Origin of the sequence: Pseudoalteromonas luteoviolacea, assembly GCF_001750165.1 — a bacterium.
GTDB lineage: Bacteria > Pseudomonadota > Gammaproteobacteria > Enterobacterales > Alteromonadaceae > Pseudoalteromonas > Pseudoalteromonas luteoviolacea_G.
On record NZ_CP015411.1, the window covers coordinates 4318948 to 4343298 of the forward strand.

Consider the following 24351-nt stretch of genomic DNA (forward strand, 5'->3'; position numbering starts at 1 on the left):
TCTTCCTAAATGAAGCTCTTATTTTTTATCGGATTTATATTCATAGTTGTAATAACCGTAGTATCCATATGCATTGCTCGCTTTCTTAACAACGCCATTGAATACTACTCCTTTTACATCTACACCATTCTGTTCAAAGCGGTTTCGGGTTAATTCAAGCTCTTTCACGTGATTTTGACCAAAGCGAGTAACAAGAAGAGTTGTTCCTGCATGTGCACTGACAATCGCAGGATCTGTTACAGCAAGAATAGGTGGTGTATCTATGAGTATTAAGTCATATTTGGCAGTAATTTCTTCGACTAACTTGCTAAAGTTTTCATGCATTAACAACTCGGATGGATTTGGCGGGATTTGCCCTCGAGTAATCAAATCTAACCCTTCAACTTGAGTCTTTTTCGTTGCCTGCTCAAGCGTAATCGCGCCTGACAAGTAGTCACTCAACCCATTGTCCCATTGCATACCAAATTGAGTTTGCAAGTAGCCTTTTCGCATATCGGCATCGATTATCAATACCTTTTTATCACTTTGCGCTAAAACGGTTGCTAAGTTTACAGAAATGAATGATTTACCAACACCTGGACTTGGACCTGATATTGCTATGATATTGTTTTTAGCTTCCATCATAGCAAAATGTAAGCTTGTTCTTAGACTACGCAAAGCCTCAATTGATAAGTCGGCAGGGTTATCCACTGCAAGAATTGACTTCGCTTTTGCCGTTTTTCCCTTTCTTGCTTTAGCGAAACCAGTCAATTTAACTTGATATTCGGAATAAGGCACGCTCGAATAAACTGGCAAGCCTAGCCCTTCAATTTCACTTGGGTCTTCAATTCCCTTATGTATTGCCTTTTGAATAATCGTAATTACAATTGCTAAAAGACTACCAAGTAAAGTCGCCATAAGTACGATAAGCGCTTTTTTTGGCTTGACTGGACTTGAAACATTGACTTGCGCTTCATCAATAATACGAACATTACCGACTGTACCTGCACGCACAATATCTAACTCTTGTGTTTTAGCTAGTAATAATGTGTAAATCTCATTATTGACCTCAACATCACGTTTTAAACGTAGCAATTCTTGCTGTGTTTCAGGTAATCCCTTTACTTCTCTCCCTAAACGCTTTTTCTGACTCTCAACAGCGTCAATTTGCTCAATAGCCGCTTGGTAGCTTGGGTGGCTTAACTTAAACTTTCGACCTAACTCAAGTCTTTTTAGCTCTAACTCCTGAAGTTGCGTTTCTAGCTTTACAATCTGTCTTAGCACACCTTCAGTCTCAAGTGTTATATCAACAGACTGCTGCTTGACTTGGTAATCATTGAATCGCTGCTCAGCTGCTTCCAGTTGTTTTTTAACTTGCGGCAATTGATGCTCTAAGAATTCAAGTGATTTTTGCGCTTCAGCACTATTTCGTTCAACGTTACGGCGTACATAAATTCCAGCAACCTTGTTCAACACATCTTCAGCATATGTCGGATTTTTATGTTGGAAACTTAAATTAATTATGCCAGAGTCCTTTCCTTTTTCACCTGCACCAATAGAGGCCTGTAGAGCCAAAATAGTTTTCAAACGTTCTTGTTTAGTAATCGTAAATTCAGTACCTGCTCGTGCATTTAATGCTCTAAGCGTTATGGTAAATAAACCATTTGTTACTTCCTCGCCAACACGACCACGGAGGAACTCTTCACCACCAGCATCCAATAACCCAAACTTCCCATTGCCATGCGAAATTAATGTATACTCAACATCAATCGCACTTTTTGGGACATCAAAACGAAATACATCTATTTCTTCTCCTCCCCAAGCGTAGCTACTTGCACCAAACCTCGCGTCCGCTAGCTCGTCAGTTTGTACAGGAGTAAAGTTTCGAAAAGAACGGCCACCAAAGATAGGGAATAACTTTGGTTCAGCAATCACATCTAAATTTAAAGCGTCAACCGCTTCACCAATAATAGTTCTAGATTTTAACAATTCGATTTCGGTCACTGCTGCTGACGTACTTTCGAACATGCCCCCAAGTTCATCAAAGCCAGGAACCGATGCACCTTTCTCTTCTACCTGAATCATAGAAGTTGCTTGATATATAGGAGTACTAAATACCGCGATACACACACCTATCATCATAAATAGGACGGTGTTTGCTAGTATAAAAAATTTTCGGTCGAGTAAAGTCCCCAATAAAGCCATCAAATCAATATCGCTAGATTGAGATACAGCTTGTTTACTTTGTGCGCCAGTCGTTAGGTTTGATTGAGCATTCATTGACTCTTTCATCCTTATAAATACTTCTGCCAAGCGCTACAAGCGCTATCTATTAATTCGAAAACATGTTCAAAAGCTTCTCGACTTTGACGATATGGATCTGGGATCTCCTTATCGCCTAGCCACTTACCGAGTAAAAAAGTTTTACCTCTCGCTTCAGGGTAACGAGCACAAAGATCTTGCAGATGCCTTTGCTCCATTACTAAGATAAGCGAATTTTTACTCACTAATGATGAAGTTATCTGACGGCCTTGATGAGCTGACATATCTATATTTCGAGAATTGGCCAAATCTTTTGCTAATGAGTCAGCTTCCTTACCTTCTAGTGCGGTTAAACCCGCGGAAGAAACGTTAATACTCTTCCCGACAAGTTTATCTTTAAGAACATACTCAGCGGTTGGACTTCTACAAATATTTCCGGCACAGACAACCAATATATTATCAAACATCTTAATCCATACCTACCTATTGATTATCTATATCTTGAATCGCGTCAACTGTCGTCAATGAAGGCAGTAATAAACTAATTACTTTATTCCAACGGGCAATTGGAGCACTCGTTACGTATACGATATCTTGGGGCTGTAAATCAAACTGCTCTGCGAAAACTAAAGCTGCAATATTATTGGCTCTTAACTGATACACATCAGCCATTACGCCATCAGTTTCCAGGTTTCTTTTTCTCAATACAAAAATTCCATTTGCATTCGCACTGCGCTCATTAATCCCGCCCACTTCAGATAGTGCTTCAGCTAAGCTTAAGCCATAACGATTTACTTCAACTGTACCAACTTTTTGTACATCTCCCATCACATAAACGTTACGCTTATCGTTACGAGAGACGTGAATTACATCACCGTGTTGAAGCAATCGGTTTTGAGATATGTCACCCTTCGCATAGAAATTGTCTAATTCAATGCGCTCGACATGATTGCCGCGAGTAAAAGTAACAACCTTCCAGTCAGCTCTCTCTGATAAACCACCAGCTAAGTTGATAGCATCAATAAGAGTTAAAGGGGATTCAGTAATTGGATATACACCAGGTTTATTAACTTCACCTGTTACATAAGTCTTTTGGCTATTAAAGCCAACTACTTTAACGTCTATCTGTGGGTCTTCAATAACACGGCCGAGGCGTTTAACCAACTCTGCCCTCAACTCGACAACTGTCTTTCCTACAGCAGGTACTTTTGGTGCATAAGCATAAGTCACCGTTCCATCAGCTTGTACTCTAAAACCATCAAACTCAGCTGTTCGTTGCACTGCAGCTGGGATCGTTAGTTCTGGGTGATCCCAAACCCCCACTGTAATAACATCACCAATACCGAGGCGATATTCATAATTAGATACATCCACACCTTTAGAGGCAGGGAGAATAGGTGACTGAGACTTTAGCTTTTGTTGCTTTATTAGAGTTGAATCAATGAGCTGGATATTTACTTTTGAAAGGTCTTGCTCCAAGCTAGTTGTTTTATCACCTGACGTAATTCCTTCGTAATGCCCACCTGGGATTAAGGTGCAGCCACTCATCACCAAAATACATGCTGACATCATAGTATTGGCAATGGTTTTTTTACAGCATAGGGCCATTATTTCTTCCTAAATATTTTTTAATACTTATTCTTTGTTACTAAGCTCTAGATTACTTAACAACATAGTTCCTACTTATGCGATGGCTAATTAAACCATGCGATGTTCTCAATCGCAAGTTTACATTGCGTTAATGTTACATGAGTTTTACTAAAGATTTGTTGCAACAACTTTTAGTTTCACTTTAGACGTATTTGTATTTAATCTCTTACTCAAAACCACCACCTAAGCAGCTAAAAAATAACAATTTTACCCACAAGAGAAACAGTGATATTTTCCCCCTACAAGCAACTGTCAAAAAAAAATAATTGTAAAAAACAAAACAACTAAATCATGCAACTAAATAGTTCCAAAAAAGAAACGTACAGCGCAGCTTGCCCACTAAAAATTAATTAACAAATTCGAGAAACGAACAGGTTTGAGTCAGATAAGCTTTCCAGTGCTTTGGGGTCCACAGTCCCTATGATTGGCGTATTATACTATATAAAAAATATTAGGCCAATTTATCAACTTATGAATTTAAGATCTAACAGTGATACATTCAAAATTATTGTCGCTTATAGCTTTCAATGACAATGCACTGTATCTTGCTTTCAAGCGCTTTCGTTATGCCCCCCTTAATTAGTATAGAAAACACTTACGAATTAAACACTTAGTGAGACAACTGAATAATACAGACATTAGTCTAATTGAACATATAACAGACAATTACCTTATTTTCTAAGTGCACATTCACAATATGGCAAAAAGCTCCGCTGCCATTATTGTCATGTATACCTAAAACATAGGCGCTCGTTTAAAGCGCCTCTTGTTCAGCAAAAACCATTTGCACTATGGGCTTTGATCAATCGTTTCCAAATAAATCTCTGGTATAGACTTTGTCCGCAACATCACTTAGAACATCATCCATTCTGTTTGCAACAATAACATCAGACATTGATTTTAACTCTTCAACACTAGAAACAACCTTTGAATTGAAAAATGTTTCTTCCTGTAGTGAAGGCTCAAAAACTACAACTTCTATACCTTTAGCTTTGATACGCTTCATTATGCCTTGGATCGCTGAAGCTCTAAAATTGTCGGACCCTGCTTTCATGACTAGTCTATAAATCCCGACAACCCTTGGATTTCTTTTTACAATTGAGTCAGCAATATAATCCTTTCGAGTCGAGTTAGCATCAACGATAGCTCTTATCATATTATTTGGTACGTCTTTATAATTGGCAAGCAGCTGCTTCGTATCCTTCGGTAAGCAATAGCCTCCGTAACCAAATGAAGGATTGTTATAATGACCACCTATACGAGGATCTAAACTAACACCCGCAATAATTTGCTTTGTATCTAAATTGTGCGCTTCAGCATAGCTGTCAAGCTCATTGAAATATGCCACTCGCATTGCAAGGTAGGTATTTGAAAACAGCTTTATCGCTTCAGCCTCGGTAGAATTTGTTAATAATATATCTATCGACTTTTTCTCAGCGCCTTGCTTCAGTAAGTTTGCAAAAACCTCAGCGCGTTCACTTTCTTCGCCCACAATAATCCGTGAGGGGTATAAGTTGTCATACAAAGCACTGCCTTCACGCAGAAACTCTGGTGAAAAAATAATTTGTGCGGTGTTAAACTTTTCTTTAACCGACTCAGTATAACCTACTGGAACAGTAGACTTAATAACCATTGTCGCACTAGGGTTTATTTCCAATACATCCTGAATCACGCTTTCTACAGAGGCAGTGTTAAAATAATTGGTTTCAGGGTCATAATCAGTAGGCGTTGCAATCACGACAAAATCCGCACCTTGTAATGCTTGATGCTTGTCTGTCGTAGCCATAAAATCTAGGTCTTCGTTTCCTAAATACTCAGTAATGTGCTGATCTTCTATTGGAGACTTTCGATTACACAGTAATTGGACTTTTTCGGCATCTATGTCTAAAGCAATTACCGAATTATGTTGAGATAATAAAAGTGCATTGGATAAACCAACATAGCCAGTGCCAACGACTGTAATTTTCATTCTTAAACCTACTAATAAATTAAATCGACTAACATTAACGCCAGTTTCAGGCGAGAATTGTAACAAACAAAATTAAGACTGTAATCAACAAAACACATGCCAATTAAAAGGACAAACAATCTATTTGATTCTGCATTTAACGGCCCTACTTTAGTGAAGCTCGCTGATAGAACTATGCTGTCTGATGATAACTCATTCAGATTTGATCCCACAGAAAGCCTTTAACAGATATCAATACCTCGCCTGTCTTATATAACTTCACTCGACAATAAACACGACTTGCTCTGCCCATATCCTCGCGTTAGTTGCGGCGAGTTAAAGCATAACAAGCGTATTTATATACTAAAACCTCGCTCCAATTAAGGAGTACTTAGATGCCAAACCTTAGTGCTAAGAGAGAATATGTAGATACAAGAATCGACCAACGTAAATAACAAAAGTTACATACGTTGGAAAATAAATAAAGAGACTCAGAGTTAGCTAGTCCCACCAAAAGCCTTTAAGAACGACTCGAGATAAAGTTCACTCACTTGAGGGCTATTAGATTCAACATAACACCTTAACTCAGGCGCATTCCCAGAAGGTCTTAAATGAATTATGTCTCCAGAATCCAGAGAAAGGCGCAGGCCATCAATTAAACACGTCTTATCAACGCGCATATTAGCCAAGTCCATTTTCTCCAGTAGCTTATTGGGATCCTCGCTAAACTCAGAGATCAACAGTTTGCTTTTTTCGGTGGCGAAGTTTTTTAACCTATCACTTGCAGTAAAACGTTGTGGCAGTGACTCTTGCAAGCGAGATATCGGTTTATCCTGTGAAATCAAAATCAAGGCAGGTAAAATAGCATCTCGAGTTGGCAACGCCGTTAGTAGCTTATTGTTCACTTCAATGCTCGTTGCTAACAAATAACCACCGTTAGCCTCAAAACCTGCAATACGCTTGTATTTAGATTCCAACTTTGAAAAAGCTTCTATCACATAAGGAGAACCAATTTTGGTCCTCGTGACTTCTTCAAAAGAACCCGCTAATTCTATCGCTGTATTGCAACTCACCGGTGTTGCTAACGCTTCAATATTGAGGGCATGACTGCATAAGAGTCCGAGAATATCGCCTTTTAGCCATATACCGTCTTCACCTGCAACAAGTGGCCTATCACCATCCCCATCTGTTGAAAACAGCATATCTAAATTATGCTGACTAACCCATGATTTAGCTCTCTCTTTATCTTCATCAGACACCGCTTCCGTATCAATTGGTATAAATTGATCACTTCGACCTAAGCTAATTACTTCACCACCAAGCTGCTCAAAGAGCGCTTTGTAAATGTCTCTACCGGCGCTTGAGTGTTCATAAATGCCTATTTTTTTACCCGATAAAGTCGTTGAGTTAAACATCGAAGTATAACGTGATACGTATAAGTCCTTCGCTCGTGAGCTAGTCTCTAACGCCATATTCGCAGTGTTTATAGCTGAAAACTCAACATCAGACGATATGATAGACAACTCATCTTGTTTCGTTATTTCTCCATCCGGTCGATAAAACTTTAAACCATTTCGATCAAATGGAATATGGCTACCAGTTACCATGATAGAAGGCATACCATCTTTCATTGCTGTGTATGCCAGTGCTGGTGTCGGCAGCACACCATAAAAAACAACGTTTACATTTAACTGCTTTAGTCCAGCAGCACAAGCTTTCGCAATCTCTAAACTGCTTGGGCGATTATCAATGGCTATTGCAACCGTATCAACGCTGAATTGCTCACTTATACTATCAATGAAAGCGATTGAAAACGCAGCGCAAACTTCTGGCGAAAAGTCTGTCACTAGCCCCCTCGCCCCACTTGTGCCAAACGAAATCCCACTGTCTTTTATAATTGTTCGAGTATTCATCATTTGCCTGTCACTCTACCATAACGGTCCTGAAAACGAACAATATCATCTTCTCCCAGATACGAACCAGATTGCACTTCTATGAGTTCCAAATCAACTTTACCTGGATTTTCCAGTGCGTGAACTGCAGTAATTGGAATATAAACTGACTCATTTTCTGTGACAAACTGCTCAGTGTCATCGATTTGCACTTTCGCCGTTCCAGACACTACAATCCAATGCTCAGCGCGATGATGGTGCATTTGCACAGATAGTTTCGCCCCTGGTTTCACGGTGATCCGTTTAACTTGGAAACGATCTCCACTATCAACCGAGTCATATTTACCCCATGGACGATAAACCTCACGATGAAAAGTCACTTCAGAGCGTTCATCAGCCTTTAGCTGCTGTACTATTTGTTTTACTTTTTGGCACTCGTCTTTGTGTGCTACTAAAACGGCATCTTTAGTATCAATCACAACTAAGTCTTCAACACCTACTGTTGTAACTAACTTATCGCCACCAAAAACCAAAGTATTTTTAGTATCAACAGATTTCACGTCACCAATAAATGCATTACCTTGGCTATCTTGCTCAGACACTTCCCAAAGGGCAGCAAACCCACCAACATCGTTCCAACCAGCATCCATAGGAACAACTACTGCATCTTGAGTATGCTCCATAACCGCATAATCGACGGATTCATCAGGACAAGCTTCAAATGCAGCTCTGTCTATTCTCACAAAATCCATATCACTGCTTTGAACCTTTACGGCATTTTGGCAGGCATCGTAAATATCTGGCCTAAATAATTTTAGTTCTTCTAAATAGCGACTAGCCTTAAATAAAAACATGCCGCTATTCCAGTAATAATCTCCACTTGCTATATAGCCCTGTGCAGTCTTTAAATCTGGCTTCTCAACAAAACGGTCCACAATGTATCCACTATCAATGGCTTCACCGCGTTTAATGTAACCGTATCCAGTTTCAGGTGTATGGCCAACAATACCAAAAGTCACCAATTTGCCTTGCTCAGCAAGTGCCTCAGCACTTTTAATACTGCTCTGAAATGCTTCTTTATCTGCGATAACATGATCAGCGGCTAGAACCAATAGCATTGCATTACTATTCTCTTCTAGGGCTTTAAAAGCGGCTAATGCAATTGCTGGTGCCGTATTACGACCAACAGGCTCTAGAAATATGCCATTGTGGACCGTATTTAATTGACGCATTTGCTCAGCGGCAATGAATCTATGCTCTTCATTGCAGATTAGCATAACTGGTGCCGCCTCTAACCCTTCTAGACGAGCAATCGTTTCTTGTAGCATGGTCTGTTCACCATGCAACTTTAAAAATTGTTTTGGGTAGTTACCTCGTGATAAAGGCCAGAGACGAGTCCCTGAGCCACCTGCCATAATAATGGGAAGTATCATGATATAAGCCTTGTGTTCTTAAACGTGTAGCAATGCCCAGTTGCATGATTAAAACAACAGGGCATTTTCAAAATAGAATATAGTATGCTAACCAGTAAAAATAATAAAAATTAACAAGAATAATGTGAAACTCGACTTTATGACATTACTATCAATTTTAATCACACCAGTAAACAACTCTATATAAGTAGATTACCTTTTTTAAAAGATAAAACCTCTAAGTCCTAGTCGCATGAGCTCATTTTTCAATAAGGGCGTACCTATAGACAGTTCTTGCGCTCACTTCCTATACTTTGTAAACCCGTGATATGCATAGGATATTAAATTTAATGCTAGCTTTATCCCACCAATGTTTCCGTAGTGTTTAAGTACATAAGCTTGTCTAGAAAACTCTTGTATTTTATTTGAAGACAGAGAGCCTGGGGTTTGTCGATAAAACGCATCAACATGGCCAGTATTTGAAGCAACCGTGCATTTTTTCAATAAACATAGCCATAAAGCATAATCTTCCTTTGGCGAATTAGGAAAGAGTACTTTTCCAAAATATTCTGCATCATACGCAGCTGTAAGACAACCTATTGAACAAGTTCTCAATAAATCTTCAAACGATAACTGATCGGGAGCATGAAAAGTATTTTTAATCATAAAATTGTCTAGGGAAGCGCCTTCGGACACAACATGATAATTAGAATACAATAGTTTGTGTCCACTTTGATCAAAAGCCGCGAGCTGATTTTCAAGTTTCCCTTCTTTCCAAAAATCATCACTATCTAGAAAAGTAATATATTTATACTTTGCGTGAGTGATCCCAGTGTTCCTAGCACCAGCAGCACCTTTTTTAAACTCATTATTTAAAAGCTTTATACGAGAGTCTTGTTTAGCGTACTGCTCTACTAGTTCTTTTGTTTTATCACTCGAACCATCATCAACGACTAGCAATTCCCAATGAGAGTATGATTGGGCAATTACCGAAAGAATCGCCGTTTCAAGAAAGCGTTCTGCATTATATGCAGGCATGATGACTGAAAACATCAGGACACTTCCTTAATGATCTTTTGCCAAGTTAGATTAAACCTTTCGATAGAAAAACTTTCGACATAACTTTGATCAATTGCTTTCATAGAGGATCTATCTTTGATGAATTGTTGGGTAACTTTCCTAAGCTCTGAATCCGAAGCACATATATCTTGCCCGCTGAACTCCAATAGCTCGCCCATACCACCAAAGCCAGAACCAACAACTGGAGTACCAAGGAGAAGGGCCTCGTGTGCAGTTCTGCACCATCCCTCTTTGAATTGGGAGTAAGTGATAACTAAATCAACACTCTTTAGCATCTCTAAGTAGCTATCATAATTCAATGTATAATTAGTCACCCTATCAGTATCAGGTGCACTATTCTGATAACCCGATGAAATCAAGTTCACCGATAAGTCACCAATTGCATCAACTACTTTAAAATAGCCTTTTTTAGGATGTGCATTCCCGATATAAATGTTTAATTTTCCATTATTTTTCAACTCATCAAATATAGAGTCTGAAAGCTTTTTCTCTTTAAACTTGTCTATTTCGAATGCATTATATGCAATTGTAACATCTTTAAAACCAACCTTTTCCATTTCACGCTTCCAGTAGTTACTAACCACCACAAGCTTATCGACTTTGTTCATATTTATCTTTAAAAGCCAAAAGGTGAATGCCTGATTTAATCTAGAAAGAGAGTTACTATAGCTAGGATCAAAATGGTGTAACAGTACAATATTTTTCTTGCGTTTATTCAACCAAAACACTGACTCCAAAGGTTGAATAACAATATCTGCTCTATTAAACAGAGATTTAAAAAAGACGCGAAGATAAAATATAGGAACCATTAAATACTTAAGGTAACCGCTGACATCTGGCATGCAATGAAAAGTCTCTACACTATTTTCTCCGCTCAAAGCAGAGTCGATCATTTTTTCGTAGACATTTCCACCATACTTTGCATTAGATGCAGAGATTCTTATTACTTTCATTTACTTACCATTATAAAAAACAATTGCTAGAGAAAGGATCACAAAAGATGTTGAAGTTAATGGATTAACGTTTACTGTTAATAGCAGGAATAAACACCATTTAAACGCATCAACCTTGGCAATCCTCATAAAAAATAAAAATGGGAGAACAGATAAAAAACCAAACTCAATTATAAGTTGAGCTAACCCCGAGTTATCAAATATGAGCCTATCATGACCCCACCATTCACTATTTTTGATGTATGGTAGATATTCAGCTAAGCTGGCAATGTCTCCTCTAACACCTAAAAACAGGTCAAATACATTCATATCATACAGAACATAGTAGCCTATTGTTCGGTGATATACAGAAAGCCCGTGATAAACAGACGTCGGGAAGTTATGGATATTAGTAAACTCATAAAATATGACTACAACCGTAGAAACTGACAATAAGAATAAAATTGTAACTACGTCTGGACCAAGTGACTTAATTAATTTACGTAATGCGTAAGCGAGAGGTAACAGCATTGCAAGAAAAAAAGTTACTTTGGAGAATGTTAAGCACAACCCCAGCAAGTAGAACATAATTAGAACTTTACTGCCAGATGACAACCCTCGTTTTACCTTTCCAGAATATTTAGATTGATATAATACAAGCAGTAAGCCACTCAATAGTAGAGAAGATAAAAATGCCGGCTCCCGATTCAGACCTGAGACTCGATACTCTAATAAAAAGCCCTCAGCAAATGTATCTCCGGTAGTAAGACCAAAATCACCATAAAGCGAGGCAATAAAAGTCGGGTCTAAAAGCTTAACGCCTAAAAACTTATAACCAAAAAACTGTACAACACATATGCAAACATTCGTGACAAGGAAGAAGTGGAACCACTTAAATTCTCGATGTTTTAATAAAAACATGACGTAAGTTACACATATATATGCGAATACGACTTTAAGCGCCGTTACTATTTGCAATGAAAATATTGCTATGGAAATACCGAGAAAGATAATAATAAATATATTTCTTCGTACATATGCTGCAGAACGGATAAATGCGGGACTCAAAAACGGCATAAAAACAAACAGCCAAAGAGCAAAGCCGCTAATGTAAAGTGAAAAGATTGTATTGACAAAGAAAAAGCAAAAAAAGAATGCTGCTAACTGATCTAAATCTCTCAATTTTGTTACCGCATTAACCATAGATTTAGCCCAGTATTTCCTGAACAAACTTTAAAGAATTTGACTTTAAGCTAAAATCATCAATTATTCTTTGTTTTAACAGAGGGGATTTACGCTTACCATGAGACGCCAAATGCTGCAAAGCGTCTTCAAGCATATTTTCTCTACTTACAATATGGAACTCTTCTAGATCCTGAAACATTGTACAATAAGGCAAATCAGTACTTATTACAGGTACACCTTTAGACATTGCTTCCAATGCGACTAAGGGAACACCTTCAAATGCTGAATTAATGACTAAAGCATCGAAATTATCAATTAAACTCAATGAATCTTCTACCCATGGACTAATAAATACATTGTCAGCTTCTGCTGCAAGGCTTTTAAGTAGCTCTGTGCTCTGTTCATCGCCGGTGCCAACAATATGTAGCTCAGTGTTGGAACAGCCTTTGAATCTAGAAATAAACGTAGTTATAAGCAAATCTTGCCTTTTACAGTGCAAGTCAAAACGACCCAGGCATAGAAACCTAAACTTTGAATGCTCTTCATGCTTTACTGTTTGATGCTCGACATCAATCCCGTTATTAACAATCGCTAACTTATCATCAGCAACCCCCCACCGTTCACGGCAAACGCTTGCGTTATCTGGTGAAATCGTGATCACCTTATCCAATGAAGAGTAATAATATTTATTAAGGAAATCTCTAAGGGCACCTAATTTAGCACCCGTTTGACTCAGTGGTAATACTTGAGGTATGTAGCTGACAACTTTACAACCTCTATTGAGTATAACTGGCAATGAGCTTAACTCAATCATACCCTGTATCAACACAATCACATCAGGCTTTGTTTCCTCTATGACTTCGACAATCTCTTGCTTTGCTTTAAAGCTAAAAAAATTACGTATTCCATTGAAGGACTTTGACATATGCCTAAAGGTAAAGACCTTTTTAAACGAGCGGCTATGTACTGCCACTTTTTCCGATAGCTTATGGTTGTGCATCGAGTGCAATAAGAAAAACTCGCAGTCATTGAAATCTTGTGAGGTAATGAAGTTTAAAAACATCTGCTCGTGACCACCATAAGTAGGCGTATCACTATAAAAAAGAACTTTCTTCATACATCCTCAAGAATAACTTTTATCATTTTGCGTAGGCAATATTTTGTAAATAAGTACAGCGCTATTTATTAACGCAAGACATGCAAAGCTTGCAGTATATGAAATTGCAATATTAACCGCACTCGTTTCCATTGAAACTATCATCACTATATAAGCAAAAACAGAAATCATTGACGAAAAAGAGAGATAGTGAGGCAGTTTGAAATAATTAAGAGCGTGGGCAACCATTACAGATACACCGTTAAAGAAGAACCCTAGACATAGGATAGAAACAACTGGAATATAAGTATCAAAGTGAAACTGCTCACCAATGAATATGTTGTAGCTATATATCAAAAATACAGCTGAACACGATATCAGCATAACAAAAAATACAACACCCACAAACATCAACTTAACAAAGCCTTTTAAGTCTTGATTAGATAGCGACTTTATTAATCTTGGAGCCAGCGCTAAATTTACAGCATTTACAATTACATTCGTCACAAAAGCATAATTAAAAACCACAGCCCAAGTGCCAAGTAATAAAGTTTGGCTGGAATATAGCAAATACAACCTTGCGACATTATCTCGCAGCCATCCATTCAACAAATTGTAAGGTAACAGCTTTGCACCAAACAAATATATATCTTTTACAACTTGAAGCTCTATTTTTTTAGGTCTTGTTCTATAGAAGTTGAGTACTTTAGTTGGCATAAAGAAACAAAAAATAGCAATCGGAGCTAAAAGGACCGCCCATATTCTCCCCTCACCACCAGACTCAAATTGCAAAATCAAGACAAGACTAACCACCATATTGATCACAGTCATTGATATTTGAACTGTAAAGTAAGAAATCTTTTCCTCTCTCATTTGCCAATCGATCAACTGGATAGATAAATAAAAGAAAAACAGAGCATATATAGGGATAAAATAAATATAGGATGCACTTTCAGGTACGAAAAAATAAAAAGGCAAACTTAGAGCTAATATATTAATCAAAACAACTAATACAGGGTATAAAACTAAAGACGCCTGCTTTTTGAAGAAGTCATAGTATCTAGTTTGGAAGAATGTATTTGAATTAAAAAAAACAAGAAGAGTAAATGCACTTAAATATAAGTTAAAAACTTCAATTAGCGCGTAATCTTCCTTGCTCAGAACTCGTGTATAGACAGGGATGAGCAAAAAGGGGATAGCTTTATTTATCCCCTCTAAAAATGTATAAAATAAAACGTTACTTAAACTCTTCATTTGAAGACTTTTGTAATCAACCTAGTGAGCACTTGTTTAGGACTTTGACAAATAGCCTTACAAACATTTTTTATAAATCCTGGAAAACTTTTAACCAGTAAACATCGAATAGCCATAGCCATATATGCGTCACTTTTAACTGCATTTGACAACATTTCGGTTTTCAAGTAATTATTTATCATTAAGTTAGTTGCTTTGAGAATTTGGGTTCTTCTTTGTGAAGTTAGGGAACCTTCGTGAAACCTGTATTCATAAAGTAACTCTTGCAAATGTAGAACGGGATAATTTACAGAAATTCTTAGCCAATACTCGTAATCTTCAACCAAAAATAAATCTGTGTTGTAGCCTCCAAGTTTTTCAAGCGCTTCCTTTTTATACATAAAGCAAGCCCCAACAGGGTTTTTATTAAAAATATCTTCAACAGCAGGACGTCTATTTTCTTCAATGACATTGCCCGCTGCATCTATGGCATACTGATCAGCGTAAACAAGGCCGACTTGCTCGTTTTGCTGCAATTGGGCGCTGAGTTTTGAAAATGCATTCTTTAAGAACCGATTGTCATCAGAAGTCCAAGTGAGATACCGTCCTTTTGCTAATTCAAACCCTTTGTTCAAAGAAGCTGGTAGCCTCAGATTTTTTTCATTTTTGACGTACTTTACACGTTCATCAAACTGGTATTCCATACAAATTTCTTCAGTAGAATCTGTAGAGCAGTCGTTAATGATAATTAATTCAAAGTCATTACAAGATTGAGATAAAATACTCTCTATTGACTCTTTTAAATACTTTTCACCATTATAAACAGGGAGAATACAGCTAATTAATGGATTCATAGGATTTTGTTTTCCACTTTTCTATAGAGCCTAAAAATAGAGTCCGAACAAAAAGAAACCACTCGCTGAACAGAATTAACATTCTTTCTTTCTTTGGATTCTATGATTTTTTTATAGATTTCTACTTCTTTTTGATCTACTTCTTTTCGCTCGAATTGTTTAGAGTCTTCAAATCCTTGTTTCACTTTACTTTGGTCATCACTTATTGCGAACGTAATAAGTTCAGCCAACTCAGAGTCGTTGTTGACGTCTCTTAGCAAGTAACTATTTGAATCATTTAAAAACTCATTCATAGGGGCCAAATCTGAAGAGATGACTTTACATTTGTTTGCCAGTGCTTCTATGAATATAATCCCAAAGCCCTCCCAACGAGAAGGAACAACCAACGCCAGCGCTTTTTTGTAATAAATTGGCAATTGAGAGTTTTTCACTGATGGCTCAAATAGCACTCTTTCAGATACACCATACTGTTCAGCTAATGCTTTGTACGGCGAACAATCTCCATTACCCAAAGCTACAACCTTCACATCAGGATCGATTTTTGGCAGCGCTTTGATCACAGTATCAAGGTTCTTTTGAGAAGTCTTGCGACCTATATGTAGTAAATACTTTTCAGGGAGATTCTCTAAAAATTCATCAACATTACTTTCTACGGTTGTAAAATCAACCCTGTTAGGCAAAATTGAGTAGCCTCCATCAAAGCTCGTTAAGTTAGAAACAGAGTTTCTCACTACATTAGTCATACAAATAATATGATCAGCGTATTTTAGAGACTTATATATAAGAAGTTTATTTGTATCATGCACCGAACATACTACCGGTATTCCATCAACTTTATTCAAGCATGCTAGCTGGCTCGCCCAATAGCCACCGTAAGCTCTGACTACGTCAGGCGAAATCTCTTTAAGCTTTTTCCTATATTCAGACCAAGAGTTAACCTCATGAATATGCATCCCATGGTGGAAACCTACTTTAGTTTCCCAAGGAGAAAGAACATGTACTTCGTCAAAAAAGGCACTTGGGTTGTAATATTGTTTTAATTTATCTAAACCTTTTTTCTCATATTCTTCTAATGGTTCAGAAGGTATTACTACCAGCTTCATTCTGCTAACACCTCTAGAATTCTCTTGCATGCCTCTCCATCCCCATATGGGTTATGCGAGTAACTCATCTCTGTATATGCCTCTTGGCTTTGTAAGAGTGTGTTTATCGAGTTCACAATAGAATCTTTTGCTGTACCAACTAATTTTACTGTTCCAGCAGAGACAGCTTCAGGCCTCTCCGTTGTGTCTCTCATCACTAGGACAGGTTTGCCTAATGAAGGAGCTTCTTCTTGTATACCACCTGAGTCGGTTAAGATTAGATAAGATTTATCCATCAAATAAACAAACTCCAAATACTGCTGTGGCTCAATTAAAAATACATTGTCTATACCTGAGAGTATCTCATTAACCGGCTTTTGGACATTTGGATTTAGGTGCACCGGATAAACAACTTGCACATCCTGATGTTGCTTTGCTATTTCAGCCAATGCTTGGCATATCTGTCTGAAGCCGTCGCCAAAACTTTCCCTTCTATGCCCAGTGACTAATATCATCTTTTTATTACTACCTAAAAAGGCGAACTTTTCGTCCATTTTCCTTAACAATGCAGCATCTGAAAATATGTTATTTTTTACTGACATTAATGCATCAACGACTGTGTTTCCAACGACATGGATGTTCGCTTGATCGAAACCTTCATTTAGTAGGTTATTCTTTGAAGTTTCTGTTGGCGCAAAGTGATAATCAGTTAAAACACCAGTCAATTTGCGGTTAGCTTCTTCAGGCCACGGGGAATAAATATTACCAGTTCTTAATCCAGCTTCAACATGACCAACTTTAATTTGCTCATAATATGCAGCTAAACTCGCAGCAAAAGTAGTTGTAGTATCACCATGAACGAGTACAATATCTGGCTTAAAGCTTGTCAATACTGGCTTTATACCTTGCACAATTCTTGCGGTAACGTCATTTAAGCTTTGGCCAAGTTTCATAATATCAAGGTCATAATCTGGTTTGATGTCGAATACCTCTAACACCTGATCCAACATTTCTCGATGCTGCGCTGTAACGCAACATTTTGCTTCGAAACGCTCATCGCTATCTAAAAGTTTACACAAAGGCGCCATTTTTATTGCTTCTGGACGAGTTCCAAACACAGACAAAACTTTAATACGACCCATCTTAATTCACCTAACTATTTAATACTGATGCTGCAAGCTGATTGTCCCCCTTTTAAGCCGGGGATATCTAAGAAAAAATAACGCGAAATTACTAGTGCTTCTTCTTCCTGTTAAGCCAAGTAATTACTTTCCAAATATGAATAAGGGTATAGTTATACACACCAAACATAAGAACAAATATGCAAAAACGAATCCATTCAGGTATCGCAATTATCTGCATGAAACACCCTATAAAAGCTATCAACGCACTGGCTAACGTAATAGCTGCCAGAGACTGTTTTCGAGTGTATCCTGCACGCTCAAAAATATGATGCAGATGATCTCTATCTGGTTTAAAAGGAGATTTACCTTTTTTCAGCCTGCGGTACATTATTGCGACCATATCCATAAGAGGGACAGCTATCAGATAAAGTGCCGTAACAGGTTCAAAAGCTCTCACATTATCGTCGGCACCAATCACCAATAACCAAACGACTGTCAGACCTATCAACATGCTGCCAGAATCCCCCATGAAGATTTTGTTTAAAGAGCGATTTGGCCATCTTAAATTGAACATGAGAAAAGCGACAATAGAAGCAATAAAAAGAAGTGCTAATAAATACCAGTTGCTACCAGCTATACCGAGCAAAACACCTAAGCTCATAAACGTCACTAAGCTAAGCGCGCCAGCTAAACCATCGATTCCATCAACCATATTAAATGCATTAATTGCACCTAAGACAGCCAAAATAGTTACCAAAACGCCTATTTTACCTAAGTGCGCCTCGTCACTACCAAATATTGAGCCAAAGCTTTCTAAATAATAACCTGCTCCAAAAATCATCATGCATGCAACCAAAATCTGAGCAACAATCCGCGCACGCACGGGCAAGTCATAGTAGTCATCTAGCACACCAATAAACAACAATAAAGATGCAGATAATAGGTAAATGACAAATGCGCTATTCGTCTCAACAAAGAAGAGAGAAGAAGTAATCACACCTATATAGATTGCGACACCACCAATGAGGGGAATATGCCCATTATGATGTTTTCGTGCATTAGGTACATCCACAAGTCCAACTTTAATTGCGATTGGACCCACTACTTGGATTGCGATAAAGCAAAACAAAAAGGAAGTTAAAATTGGTAAAATATATTCCATAAGCTTTTATCTTAAACGTAACCCTTAACAAATCTAGTCCACTACAGCTATTTGAACATTCACAATTATCAGTTCAGCGTTACTTAAAAAGAAATCTGAATATAATAAAAAAAACGCCAAGCATTGCGCCAACAAAAGTCCCTAAAATACAAATTAAAGCACGATTAGGTTTAGCCTTCTTTTCCATTACTAAAGCTGGATCAATGGTTTTAAACGCAAATTCATCTCTGACATTTGTGAACATAACTTGCTTTGTTTGTTCTTCAAGTAACTTATATAAGACTGTTTTCATTTGAGAAACATCTGTATCTTGCAATTGCTCTCGTAAAAAATTGATACTCTTATTTGCTTCAATTAACTCTCGATTTCGCATATTTTCGTTAATTTCAAAAATGAGTGCATCGACCCATTTTTTAGCTATATGAGGCGAGTAATGATGTACCGAAACACTTACTAAACCAGTTTCTTTCGACTTCTCTACGCTGAATACCTTCAAAAACTCTTTGTAGGCCTCTTGGTTTGATGGCTCGGGCATCATGGGAGATTCCACTTCTCGCAACCATTTTCCTGATTTTGGGTCATATACTTCTTCCGCATAGATCAATGTATTACTATGCAAATCCCAACCTTCTACAGCCATCAACTCTGGTTTAATTTTATACTTATCTACAAAAGATGAGACAAATTGCCTCGACTGCATTATTTGTATCGCTAAGCTGACCTTATCTACTCCACCGGAATTACCGAGACTAATACCTGCGATGCTGGCTAATCCACCAAACTGATTAGCCAAAGAATTGATACCTCCCCCTGGGCTATCAACAACAGGAGATAATAAAGCTGCAGAGCGATAAATATTTGGCTGATTTAACGCGTAAATAACCGAAGCGATCGCAAAAACAATCGTAGTAGATATAACTATTAATTTGCCGCGCCAAATAGCGTAGAAGATCTCTCGCAAATCAATAATATCTTCTTCAACCTGAACTATATTTTCGGTTGTTTTTGTCACTTTATTAACCCTGCTTATCTGCTCAAAATAATTAAATACGACCGCTTTAAACCTACTACTCTAGGGTTAAATACCACTAATAGCAGCCACCCCTACACCCAACTGATAAAATATCTGAGTTGCAGTACTCCAAAGAGTTAAACTATCCATATGCGATGCATCCATTGGAACGACAATGGTGTCCCCAGCTTCAAGTTGAACTGTATTGTTGACCGCAAACCAACTACTTCTATTTGGTATCAATACAGCACCGTTAGCTTTTATGACGTAGACTTTTTCTTCATCTGCTCTATCCCTCATACCACCGCTTAAATTGATATAGTCATCAATCGAAGTCCCTTTTTTGAACAAGTGAGATGAGCTGTAATTGACTTCACCAATGATTGAAATTGAGTCTTGAAGTCCAGGTACATACAAAGTATCACCGTCTTGTAAACTCAATACAGTTCGGTCCTGTAGAATGCTCGGTAAATCAATTACTAGGCGACCCAAAGCCTCTACACTGGCTAAGTCTTTAAGTAGGTTATTAGTCTCTTCATAGGTTAATGATGTGTTTGAGCCAATTGACTTCTGAAAACTCTTTGACGCAATGTCCTTTCTTAATTCCTCAGATAACCTTTTCAGCTGTGTCTGTTCTTGCTCTTTAATCGTCTCTCGAGTGAAGATAGCAGCCTTAGGTTCAGCAAACTCGGTTATACCGCCAGCTCTAGCAAGGACTTCTCGCAGCGTGTCACCGCGTTTTATCGTGTAAGTACCAGGAAAAACAACTTCCCCTTTCAAATGGACTTTGTAGCTTTCTTGCCAATTTGGTTGCATTAAAATATTTAATGTATCTCGGCCTTGCAGTAAAAGGCTATCTGCAGACTGCTTGTTATCGAGATCTTTCACTTTAATATGACTCACATCACCAGAGGGAGACACTCTGGTAATTTCTGCAATATCCACATAAGCAGACTCAAGTAATCCGCCTGCTGCAGTAATGGCAGCGTTTACATCAAGGCCTTTTGCTAAAGGGAATATCCCAGGGAAACGGACTTGACCGTTGACTTCAAACGTCGCTTTAGAGTTACCCACAGTCGCTTGATACTCTAATTGAGCAAGAATCGGAGCGAGTAAGCTCTCTCTACCAAAAGCGGTCGGTGTGATTTCCTCTTCGACTTTAATTTCAACTTTATCTTCGCGCTCATCGCTCAAAGCATCAGTTAAAGCCATGTCAAATAGCACTTTCTGATCAAACAGCCTGCGCTCATATAAGTGCCACAGCTTAACTTTCTCTTGGAGCTCTTGCTCTGTTTCTGTGAGAGCTAAGTTTTTAAGTGCCGCTTCTTCTTTTTCTAAATCATTGAATCGACTAAATACAAAAACTTTATCATTTTTAGCTAACCGTACATTTTTAGCTTTCAATGCATCAACAATCGAAAACTGTAAAACTTCGATTTCATTCGTCGTTGAGATTTCTCTTACGATCAGCGCATAATCCAAATCTGCTTGAGGAAGAAGATCGGTTTTTGTATTACTTATCAATTGGTCAAATGTAAGACCGCTTTTCCATTCATAATAACCTGGACGAGAAACTGCTCCAATCAGCGTTATAGAATCAAGCACTTCGCTGCTTACACTTTTTACTTTTAAATAGTCTCCACCTTGCGGGGTATAAGCTGTATTGTTTTGAGTAAAGTCGACAGAAATGACTGACTTTTTGCTATGCTCAATGACACGCCTTACTTCTACTTTTTCAAGATAAGCGCTTTCTTTAAATCCACCAAACATACTGACTAAAGACTTAGCAGTCTCACCGTCTTTCAACTCAAAAATAGCCGGGCGTTTGACGAACCCTTCCACTGTAACTTGCGACCCAACTGACGGAATAAATACCACGTCTCCAGATTGCAAAGTCACATCCCCTGAGCTATCTCCTTTCAGCAACAAGTTATATAAATCTAACTGTGCAATCACTTCACCTTTTCGTTTCACTGTGATGTTTCTTAAAGAGGCTATCTCAGATAAACCACCACTTGCGAATAAGGCATGGGTAACAGTAGATAACGGTGACAAAGCATAGCTGCCTGGTTTATGCGCTTCACCAACCACTAGCACTCGTAAACTTCTTAACTCTGAAATTGATACAAACACTTTAAGGCCGATTGCTTCTGTAGCTATTTTTTCATTAATTAATTCTTTCAGTTCACCATATGTCAAACCCGCGACATAAATAGGTGAAAAATTGGGAATATTTAATCGACCTTCTCTATCGATAGAGATAATATGTGTAGCGGTTTCTTTACCATAAAGGCTCACTGATACACTATCACCGTTTGAGATAATATAATCACTTGGAACTGACAATTGTTCTGTCGGCGCAAAACTAGTTGGCTCTCCAGCAAATAGCTCATATCCAAATGGTTTTAATTCTTTTTCTTCTGGTTTTAGCGAGTCCGCACCGTGTTCTACTGAGATATCTTCTCGAGGTAGGATGCTTTTTTTGTTTAATTGTTGTTCCTGAGGCCCAGCTTTATTTGCTTCCCCTATGCGTGATAAATCAATACCGTATTGTTTGGCTAACATTTCTTGTTGAGACTTAGGCAACTTTTTAAACTGTTCTAGTTGCTGCGCAGTTGGCGTGAATGCACCAGCCAAGGCACTGAAGCCCCATAAAACTATTGCTAAAAAATGTCTAAAATGCATCTCAGTTAGTATCCTGTTAGTCAATAACCAAAAAAAGATTGCACATTCTACACGATAACGGTGAAATAGAAAAAGGGCCTGAGCCCTTTTTTTTGTCATAACTTTGTGAACATGTAATTCAACTCGTTAAAAACTGTAAACAAGTGTCAAAGACGTTTCTGTGTCTGTTTTTTCCTTGCCTTCGTCTACTTCCGAGTTATGCGTAATTTTGTAAGCAACCTTCATTTGTAATGACCCATTTACTTTCGTCATTAATGCACTCTCTGATTCTGACTTTGTATTTGTATCACCATACTCAACAGCAACGACCTGCGTAAATTTAGCATTGTCAGAAATAGTCCACTCATAGTCGAGCTTAGCAACACCAATTGCTTCACTTTCCGTCTCACCAGCTAAAGATTGACCACCCTTTGTCTCAGTACTGTTGTCTTGATACTCAAAACGCTTGATACCTGGACCAACTTCAAAGTCTAGATACATATTAGGGCGGCTAAGTACTCGCAAACCATAACCTACAGAGAACACAGACTCACTTCTATATGCGCCAAAATAATCAGAGTCATAAGAGCCAAGAATAAATAAATGACTATGTTCATCTACTAACTTGTAATTACCTTGCACTGATAAAGAGTACTTTTCATTAGTACGTTCTTTTATTTTTTCACCATCATCATTTTCAATTTCATCTTCTTTGAAAATGCCATCAAGCTTGTATTCATTTCGCCAATTATCAAGATGGTGCTTTGCTTTGATCTCTCCTTTTAACGTCGTCGTCTCCGTATTACCGCTTGTGATAATGGCACCGACTTCGCTGGTAATATCCCACTCTTTTTCTTCTGAGAGTTTATTGCCACTATTATTTTCTTCTGCTGCAAGTTGAGACGATACAGTCATCAATGCACACAAAGAGAGCAGTTTAAATTTCATTCTAACATCAACCTTATTTTTCAGTTTTTTGTAAGTGCACATCCATTTGCGGGTACGGAATATTAATATTTGCTTCATCCAGTGCAATTTTAATATTTTCTAGCAAATCAAAGTAAGTTGGCCAGTAGTCACCAGTATTGACCCAAGGCCTGACCGCAAAATTCACACTCGACTCCCCAAGCTCTAATACGGCAACAGTATACGCAGGGTCTTTCAAGATACGATCCTCACGATTCAAAACAGTCTCCAGTACGGTCTTGGTATGTTTCAAGTCTGACTCATAACCTACGCCAATGACTAAGTCGATTCGTCTCGTCTTTTCCCTTGAATAGTTTACTATCGCACCAGACATGATGGAAGAATTGGGTATTATAATTACTTTATTATCTGGCGTAATTAGTTCTGTCGAAAATATCTCAATCTTACGAACACTGCCAGATTTTCCACCTGCGTCTATATAATCACCTGACTTGAATGGGCGCAGTATAATAATTAACACCCCCGAAGCAAAGTTAGAAAGTGACCCTTGTAAAGCTAGCCCAACAGCCAGACCTGCTGCACCTAAAATGGCAATGAATGAAGTTGTCTCTACACCAACCTGAGATAAAGCCATAAGTAGTGTCGCAACGAAACCCAAGGCATATACAATATTTGCTAAGAAAACACCTACGGCTTTATCCACTTTGCGGTTACAAATCGCCTTTTCCGTTAGGTTAGATAAAAAGCGCGTTACTTTAAGGCCAATCAAAAATATAACTAAGGCGAGTAAAGCTTGAAGCGCATAGTGCACAATTAAATCTGAATTGTTGTTGAACCAATCTAATATGATGTCCATA

The 24351-nt window shown here is 38.1% G+C and carries 19 protein-coding genes; all 19 read right to left on the reverse strand.

All coding sequences use genetic code 11. From position 1 onward, the window contains the following. Positions 1 to 18: 18 nt before the first annotated feature. The gene (locus S4054249_RS18610) at positions 19 to 2259 is read right to left on the reverse strand and encodes a polysaccharide biosynthesis tyrosine autokinase (protein WP_046355712.1); all 2241 of its coding nucleotides are present in this window, start codon (positions 2257 to 2259) and stop codon (positions 19 to 21) included. Positions 2260 to 2273: 14 nt separating this feature from the next. Then, on the reverse strand, positions 2274 to 2708 hold the full coding sequence (locus S4054249_RS18615) for a low molecular weight protein-tyrosine-phosphatase (protein ID WP_046355713.1): 435 nt from the start codon (positions 2706 to 2708) through the stop codon (positions 2274 to 2276). Between the two features lie 16 nt (positions 2709 to 2724). Continuing rightward, a complete protein-coding gene (locus S4054249_RS18620) occupies positions 2725 to 3849 on the reverse strand; it encodes a polysaccharide export protein (protein WP_046355714.1) in 1125 nt (374 codons plus the stop codon). 844 nt (positions 3850 to 4693) lie between these two features. Further along, positions 4694 to 5860: a nucleotide sugar dehydrogenase gene (locus tag S4054249_RS18625; protein WP_046355715.1), complete on the reverse strand. Its 1167-nt coding sequence runs from the start codon at positions 5858 to 5860 to the stop codon at positions 4694 to 4696. Positions 5861 to 6336: 476 nt separating this feature from the next. Next, the gene (locus S4054249_RS18630; protein WP_046355716.1) at positions 6337 to 7752 is read right to left on the reverse strand and encodes a phosphomannomutase; all 1416 of its coding nucleotides are present in this window, start codon (positions 7750 to 7752) and stop codon (positions 6337 to 6339) included. Beyond that, positions 7752 to 9164, reverse strand: coding sequence for a mannose-1-phosphate guanylyltransferase/mannose-6-phosphate isomerase (locus S4054249_RS18635; RefSeq protein WP_046355717.1), 1413 nt, complete (start codon positions 9162 to 9164; stop codon positions 7752 to 7754). Before S4054249_RS18635 ends, S4054249_RS18630 begins: the two co-directional genes overlap by 1 nt. A gap of 279 nt (positions 9165 to 9443) precedes the next feature. Next, on the reverse strand, positions 9444 to 10196 hold the full coding sequence (locus S4054249_RS18640) for a glycosyltransferase family 2 protein (RefSeq protein WP_046355718.1): 753 nt from the start codon (positions 10194 to 10196) through the stop codon (positions 9444 to 9446). After that, positions 10196 to 11176: a glycosyltransferase gene (locus tag S4054249_RS18645; protein ID WP_046355719.1), complete on the reverse strand. Its 981-nt coding sequence runs from the start codon at positions 11174 to 11176 to the stop codon at positions 10196 to 10198. The genes S4054249_RS18640 and S4054249_RS18645 overlap by 1 nt, the downstream gene beginning before the upstream one ends. Then, positions 11177 to 12358, reverse strand: coding sequence for a hypothetical protein (locus S4054249_RS18650; RefSeq protein ID WP_046355720.1), 1182 nt, complete (start codon positions 12356 to 12358; stop codon positions 11177 to 11179). Positions 12359 to 12362: 4 nt separating this feature from the next. Continuing rightward, complete coding sequence (locus tag S4054249_RS18655; RefSeq protein ID WP_046355721.1) at positions 12363 to 13457, reverse strand: glycosyltransferase; 1095 nt, start codon at positions 13455 to 13457, stop codon at positions 12363 to 12365. Between the two features lie 6 nt (positions 13458 to 13463). After that, positions 13464 to 14690: a lipopolysaccharide biosynthesis protein gene (locus tag S4054249_RS18660; protein WP_046355722.1), complete on the reverse strand. Its 1227-nt coding sequence runs from the start codon at positions 14688 to 14690 to the stop codon at positions 13464 to 13466. Further along, positions 14687 to 15523: a glycosyltransferase family 2 protein gene (locus tag S4054249_RS18665; protein ID WP_052960938.1), complete on the reverse strand. Its 837-nt coding sequence runs from the start codon at positions 15521 to 15523 to the stop codon at positions 14687 to 14689. Before S4054249_RS18665 ends, S4054249_RS18660 begins: the two co-directional genes overlap by 4 nt. Then, positions 15520 to 16626, reverse strand: coding sequence for a glycosyltransferase family 4 protein (locus S4054249_RS18670; protein WP_046355723.1), 1107 nt, complete (start codon positions 16624 to 16626; stop codon positions 15520 to 15522). The genes S4054249_RS18665 and S4054249_RS18670 overlap by 4 nt, the downstream gene beginning before the upstream one ends. Beyond that, entirely contained in the window at positions 16623 to 17747 is a 1125-nt protein-coding gene (gene wecB, locus S4054249_RS18675) for a non-hydrolyzing UDP-N-acetylglucosamine 2-epimerase (RefSeq protein WP_046355724.1), read from the reverse strand. Before wecB ends, S4054249_RS18670 begins: the two co-directional genes overlap by 4 nt. A 91-nt stretch (positions 17748 to 17838) precedes the next feature. Next, positions 17839 to 18891, reverse strand: a complete 1053-nt coding sequence (gene wecA, locus S4054249_RS18680) for a UDP-N-acetylglucosamine--undecaprenyl-phosphate N-acetylglucosaminephosphotransferase (RefSeq protein ID WP_046355725.1) — start codon at positions 18889 to 18891, stop codon at positions 17839 to 17841. Positions 18892 to 18970: 79 nt separating this feature from the next. Then, positions 18971 to 19903: a Wzz/FepE/Etk N-terminal domain-containing protein gene (locus tag S4054249_RS18685; protein ID WP_230851880.1), complete on the reverse strand. Its 933-nt coding sequence runs from the start codon at positions 19901 to 19903 to the stop codon at positions 18971 to 18973. Positions 19904 to 19969: 66 nt separating this feature from the next. Beyond that, positions 19970 to 22588 carry an SLBB domain-containing protein gene (locus tag S4054249_RS18690; RefSeq protein ID WP_046355727.1) on the reverse strand — a complete coding sequence of 873 codons (2619 nt, stop codon included), beginning with the start codon at positions 22586 to 22588 and terminating at the stop codon, positions 19970 to 19972. A 126-nt stretch (positions 22589 to 22714) separates the two neighbouring features. Further along, positions 22715 to 23515: a DUF481 domain-containing protein gene (locus S4054249_RS18695; protein ID WP_046355728.1), complete on the reverse strand. Its 801-nt coding sequence runs from the start codon at positions 23513 to 23515 to the stop codon at positions 22715 to 22717. A gap of 13 nt (positions 23516 to 23528) precedes the next feature. Next, a complete protein-coding gene (locus S4054249_RS18700; protein ID WP_046355729.1) occupies positions 23529 to 24350 on the reverse strand; it encodes a mechanosensitive ion channel family protein in 822 nt (273 codons plus the stop codon). Between the last annotated feature and the right edge of the window lies 1 nt (position 24351).

Bases quoted from the DNA above. Each gene is read 5' to 3' on its own strand.
- S4054249_RS18610 (WP_046355712.1), bottom strand. From the start codon at position 2,259: ATGAATGCTCAATCAAACCTAACGACTGGCGCACAAAGTAAACAAGCT.
- S4054249_RS18615 (WP_046355713.1), bottom strand. From the start codon at position 2,708: ATGTTTGATAATATATTGGTTGTCTGTGCCGGAAATATTTGTAGAAGT.
- S4054249_RS18620 (WP_046355714.1), bottom strand. From the start codon at position 3,849: ATGGCCCTATGCTGTAAAAAAACCATTGCCAATACTATGATGTCAGCA.
- S4054249_RS18625 (WP_046355715.1), bottom strand. From the start codon at position 5,860: ATGAAAATTACAGTCGTTGGCACTGGCTATGTTGGTTTATCCAATGCA.
- S4054249_RS18630 (WP_046355716.1), bottom strand. From the start codon at position 7,752: ATGAATACTCGAACAATTATAAAAGACAGTGGGATTTCGTTTGGCACA.
- S4054249_RS18635 (WP_046355717.1), bottom strand. From the start codon at position 9,164: ATGATACTTCCCATTATTATGGCAGGTGGCTCAGGGACTCGTCTCTGG.
- S4054249_RS18640 (WP_046355718.1), bottom strand. From the start codon at position 10,196: ATGTTTTCAGTCATCATGCCTGCATATAATGCAGAACGCTTTCTTGAA.
- S4054249_RS18645 (WP_046355719.1), bottom strand. From the start codon at position 11,176: ATGAAAGTAATAAGAATCTCTGCATCTAATGCAAAGTATGGTGGAAAT.
- S4054249_RS18650 (WP_046355720.1), bottom strand. From the start codon at position 12,358: ATGGTTAATGCGGTAACAAAATTGAGAGATTTAGATCAGTTAGCAGCA.
- S4054249_RS18655 (WP_046355721.1), bottom strand. From the start codon at position 13,457: ATGAAGAAAGTTCTTTTTTATAGTGATACGCCTACTTATGGTGGTCAC.
- S4054249_RS18660 (WP_046355722.1), bottom strand. From the start codon at position 14,690: ATGAAGAGTTTAAGTAACGTTTTATTTTATACATTTTTAGAGGGGATA.
- S4054249_RS18665 (WP_052960938.1), bottom strand. From the start codon at position 15,523: ATGAATCCATTAATTAGCTGTATTCTCCCTGTTTATAATGGTGAAAAG.
- S4054249_RS18670 (WP_046355723.1), bottom strand. From the start codon at position 16,626: ATGAAGCTGGTAGTAATACCTTCTGAACCATTAGAAGAATATGAGAAA.
- wecB (WP_046355724.1), bottom strand. From the start codon at position 17,747: ATGGGTCGTATTAAAGTTTTGTCTGTGTTTGGAACTCGTCCAGAAGCA.
- wecA (WP_046355725.1), bottom strand. From the start codon at position 18,891: ATGGAATATATTTTACCAATTTTAACTTCCTTTTTGTTTTGCTTTATC.
- S4054249_RS18690 (WP_046355727.1), bottom strand. From the start codon at position 22,588: ATGCATTTTAGACATTTTTTAGCAATAGTTTTATGGGGCTTCAGTGCC.
- S4054249_RS18695 (WP_046355728.1), bottom strand. From the start codon at position 23,515: ATGAAATTTAAACTGCTCTCTTTGTGTGCATTGATGACTGTATCGTCT.
- S4054249_RS18700 (WP_046355729.1), bottom strand. From the start codon at position 24,350: ATGGACATCATATTAGATTGGTTCAACAACAATTCAGATTTAATTGTG.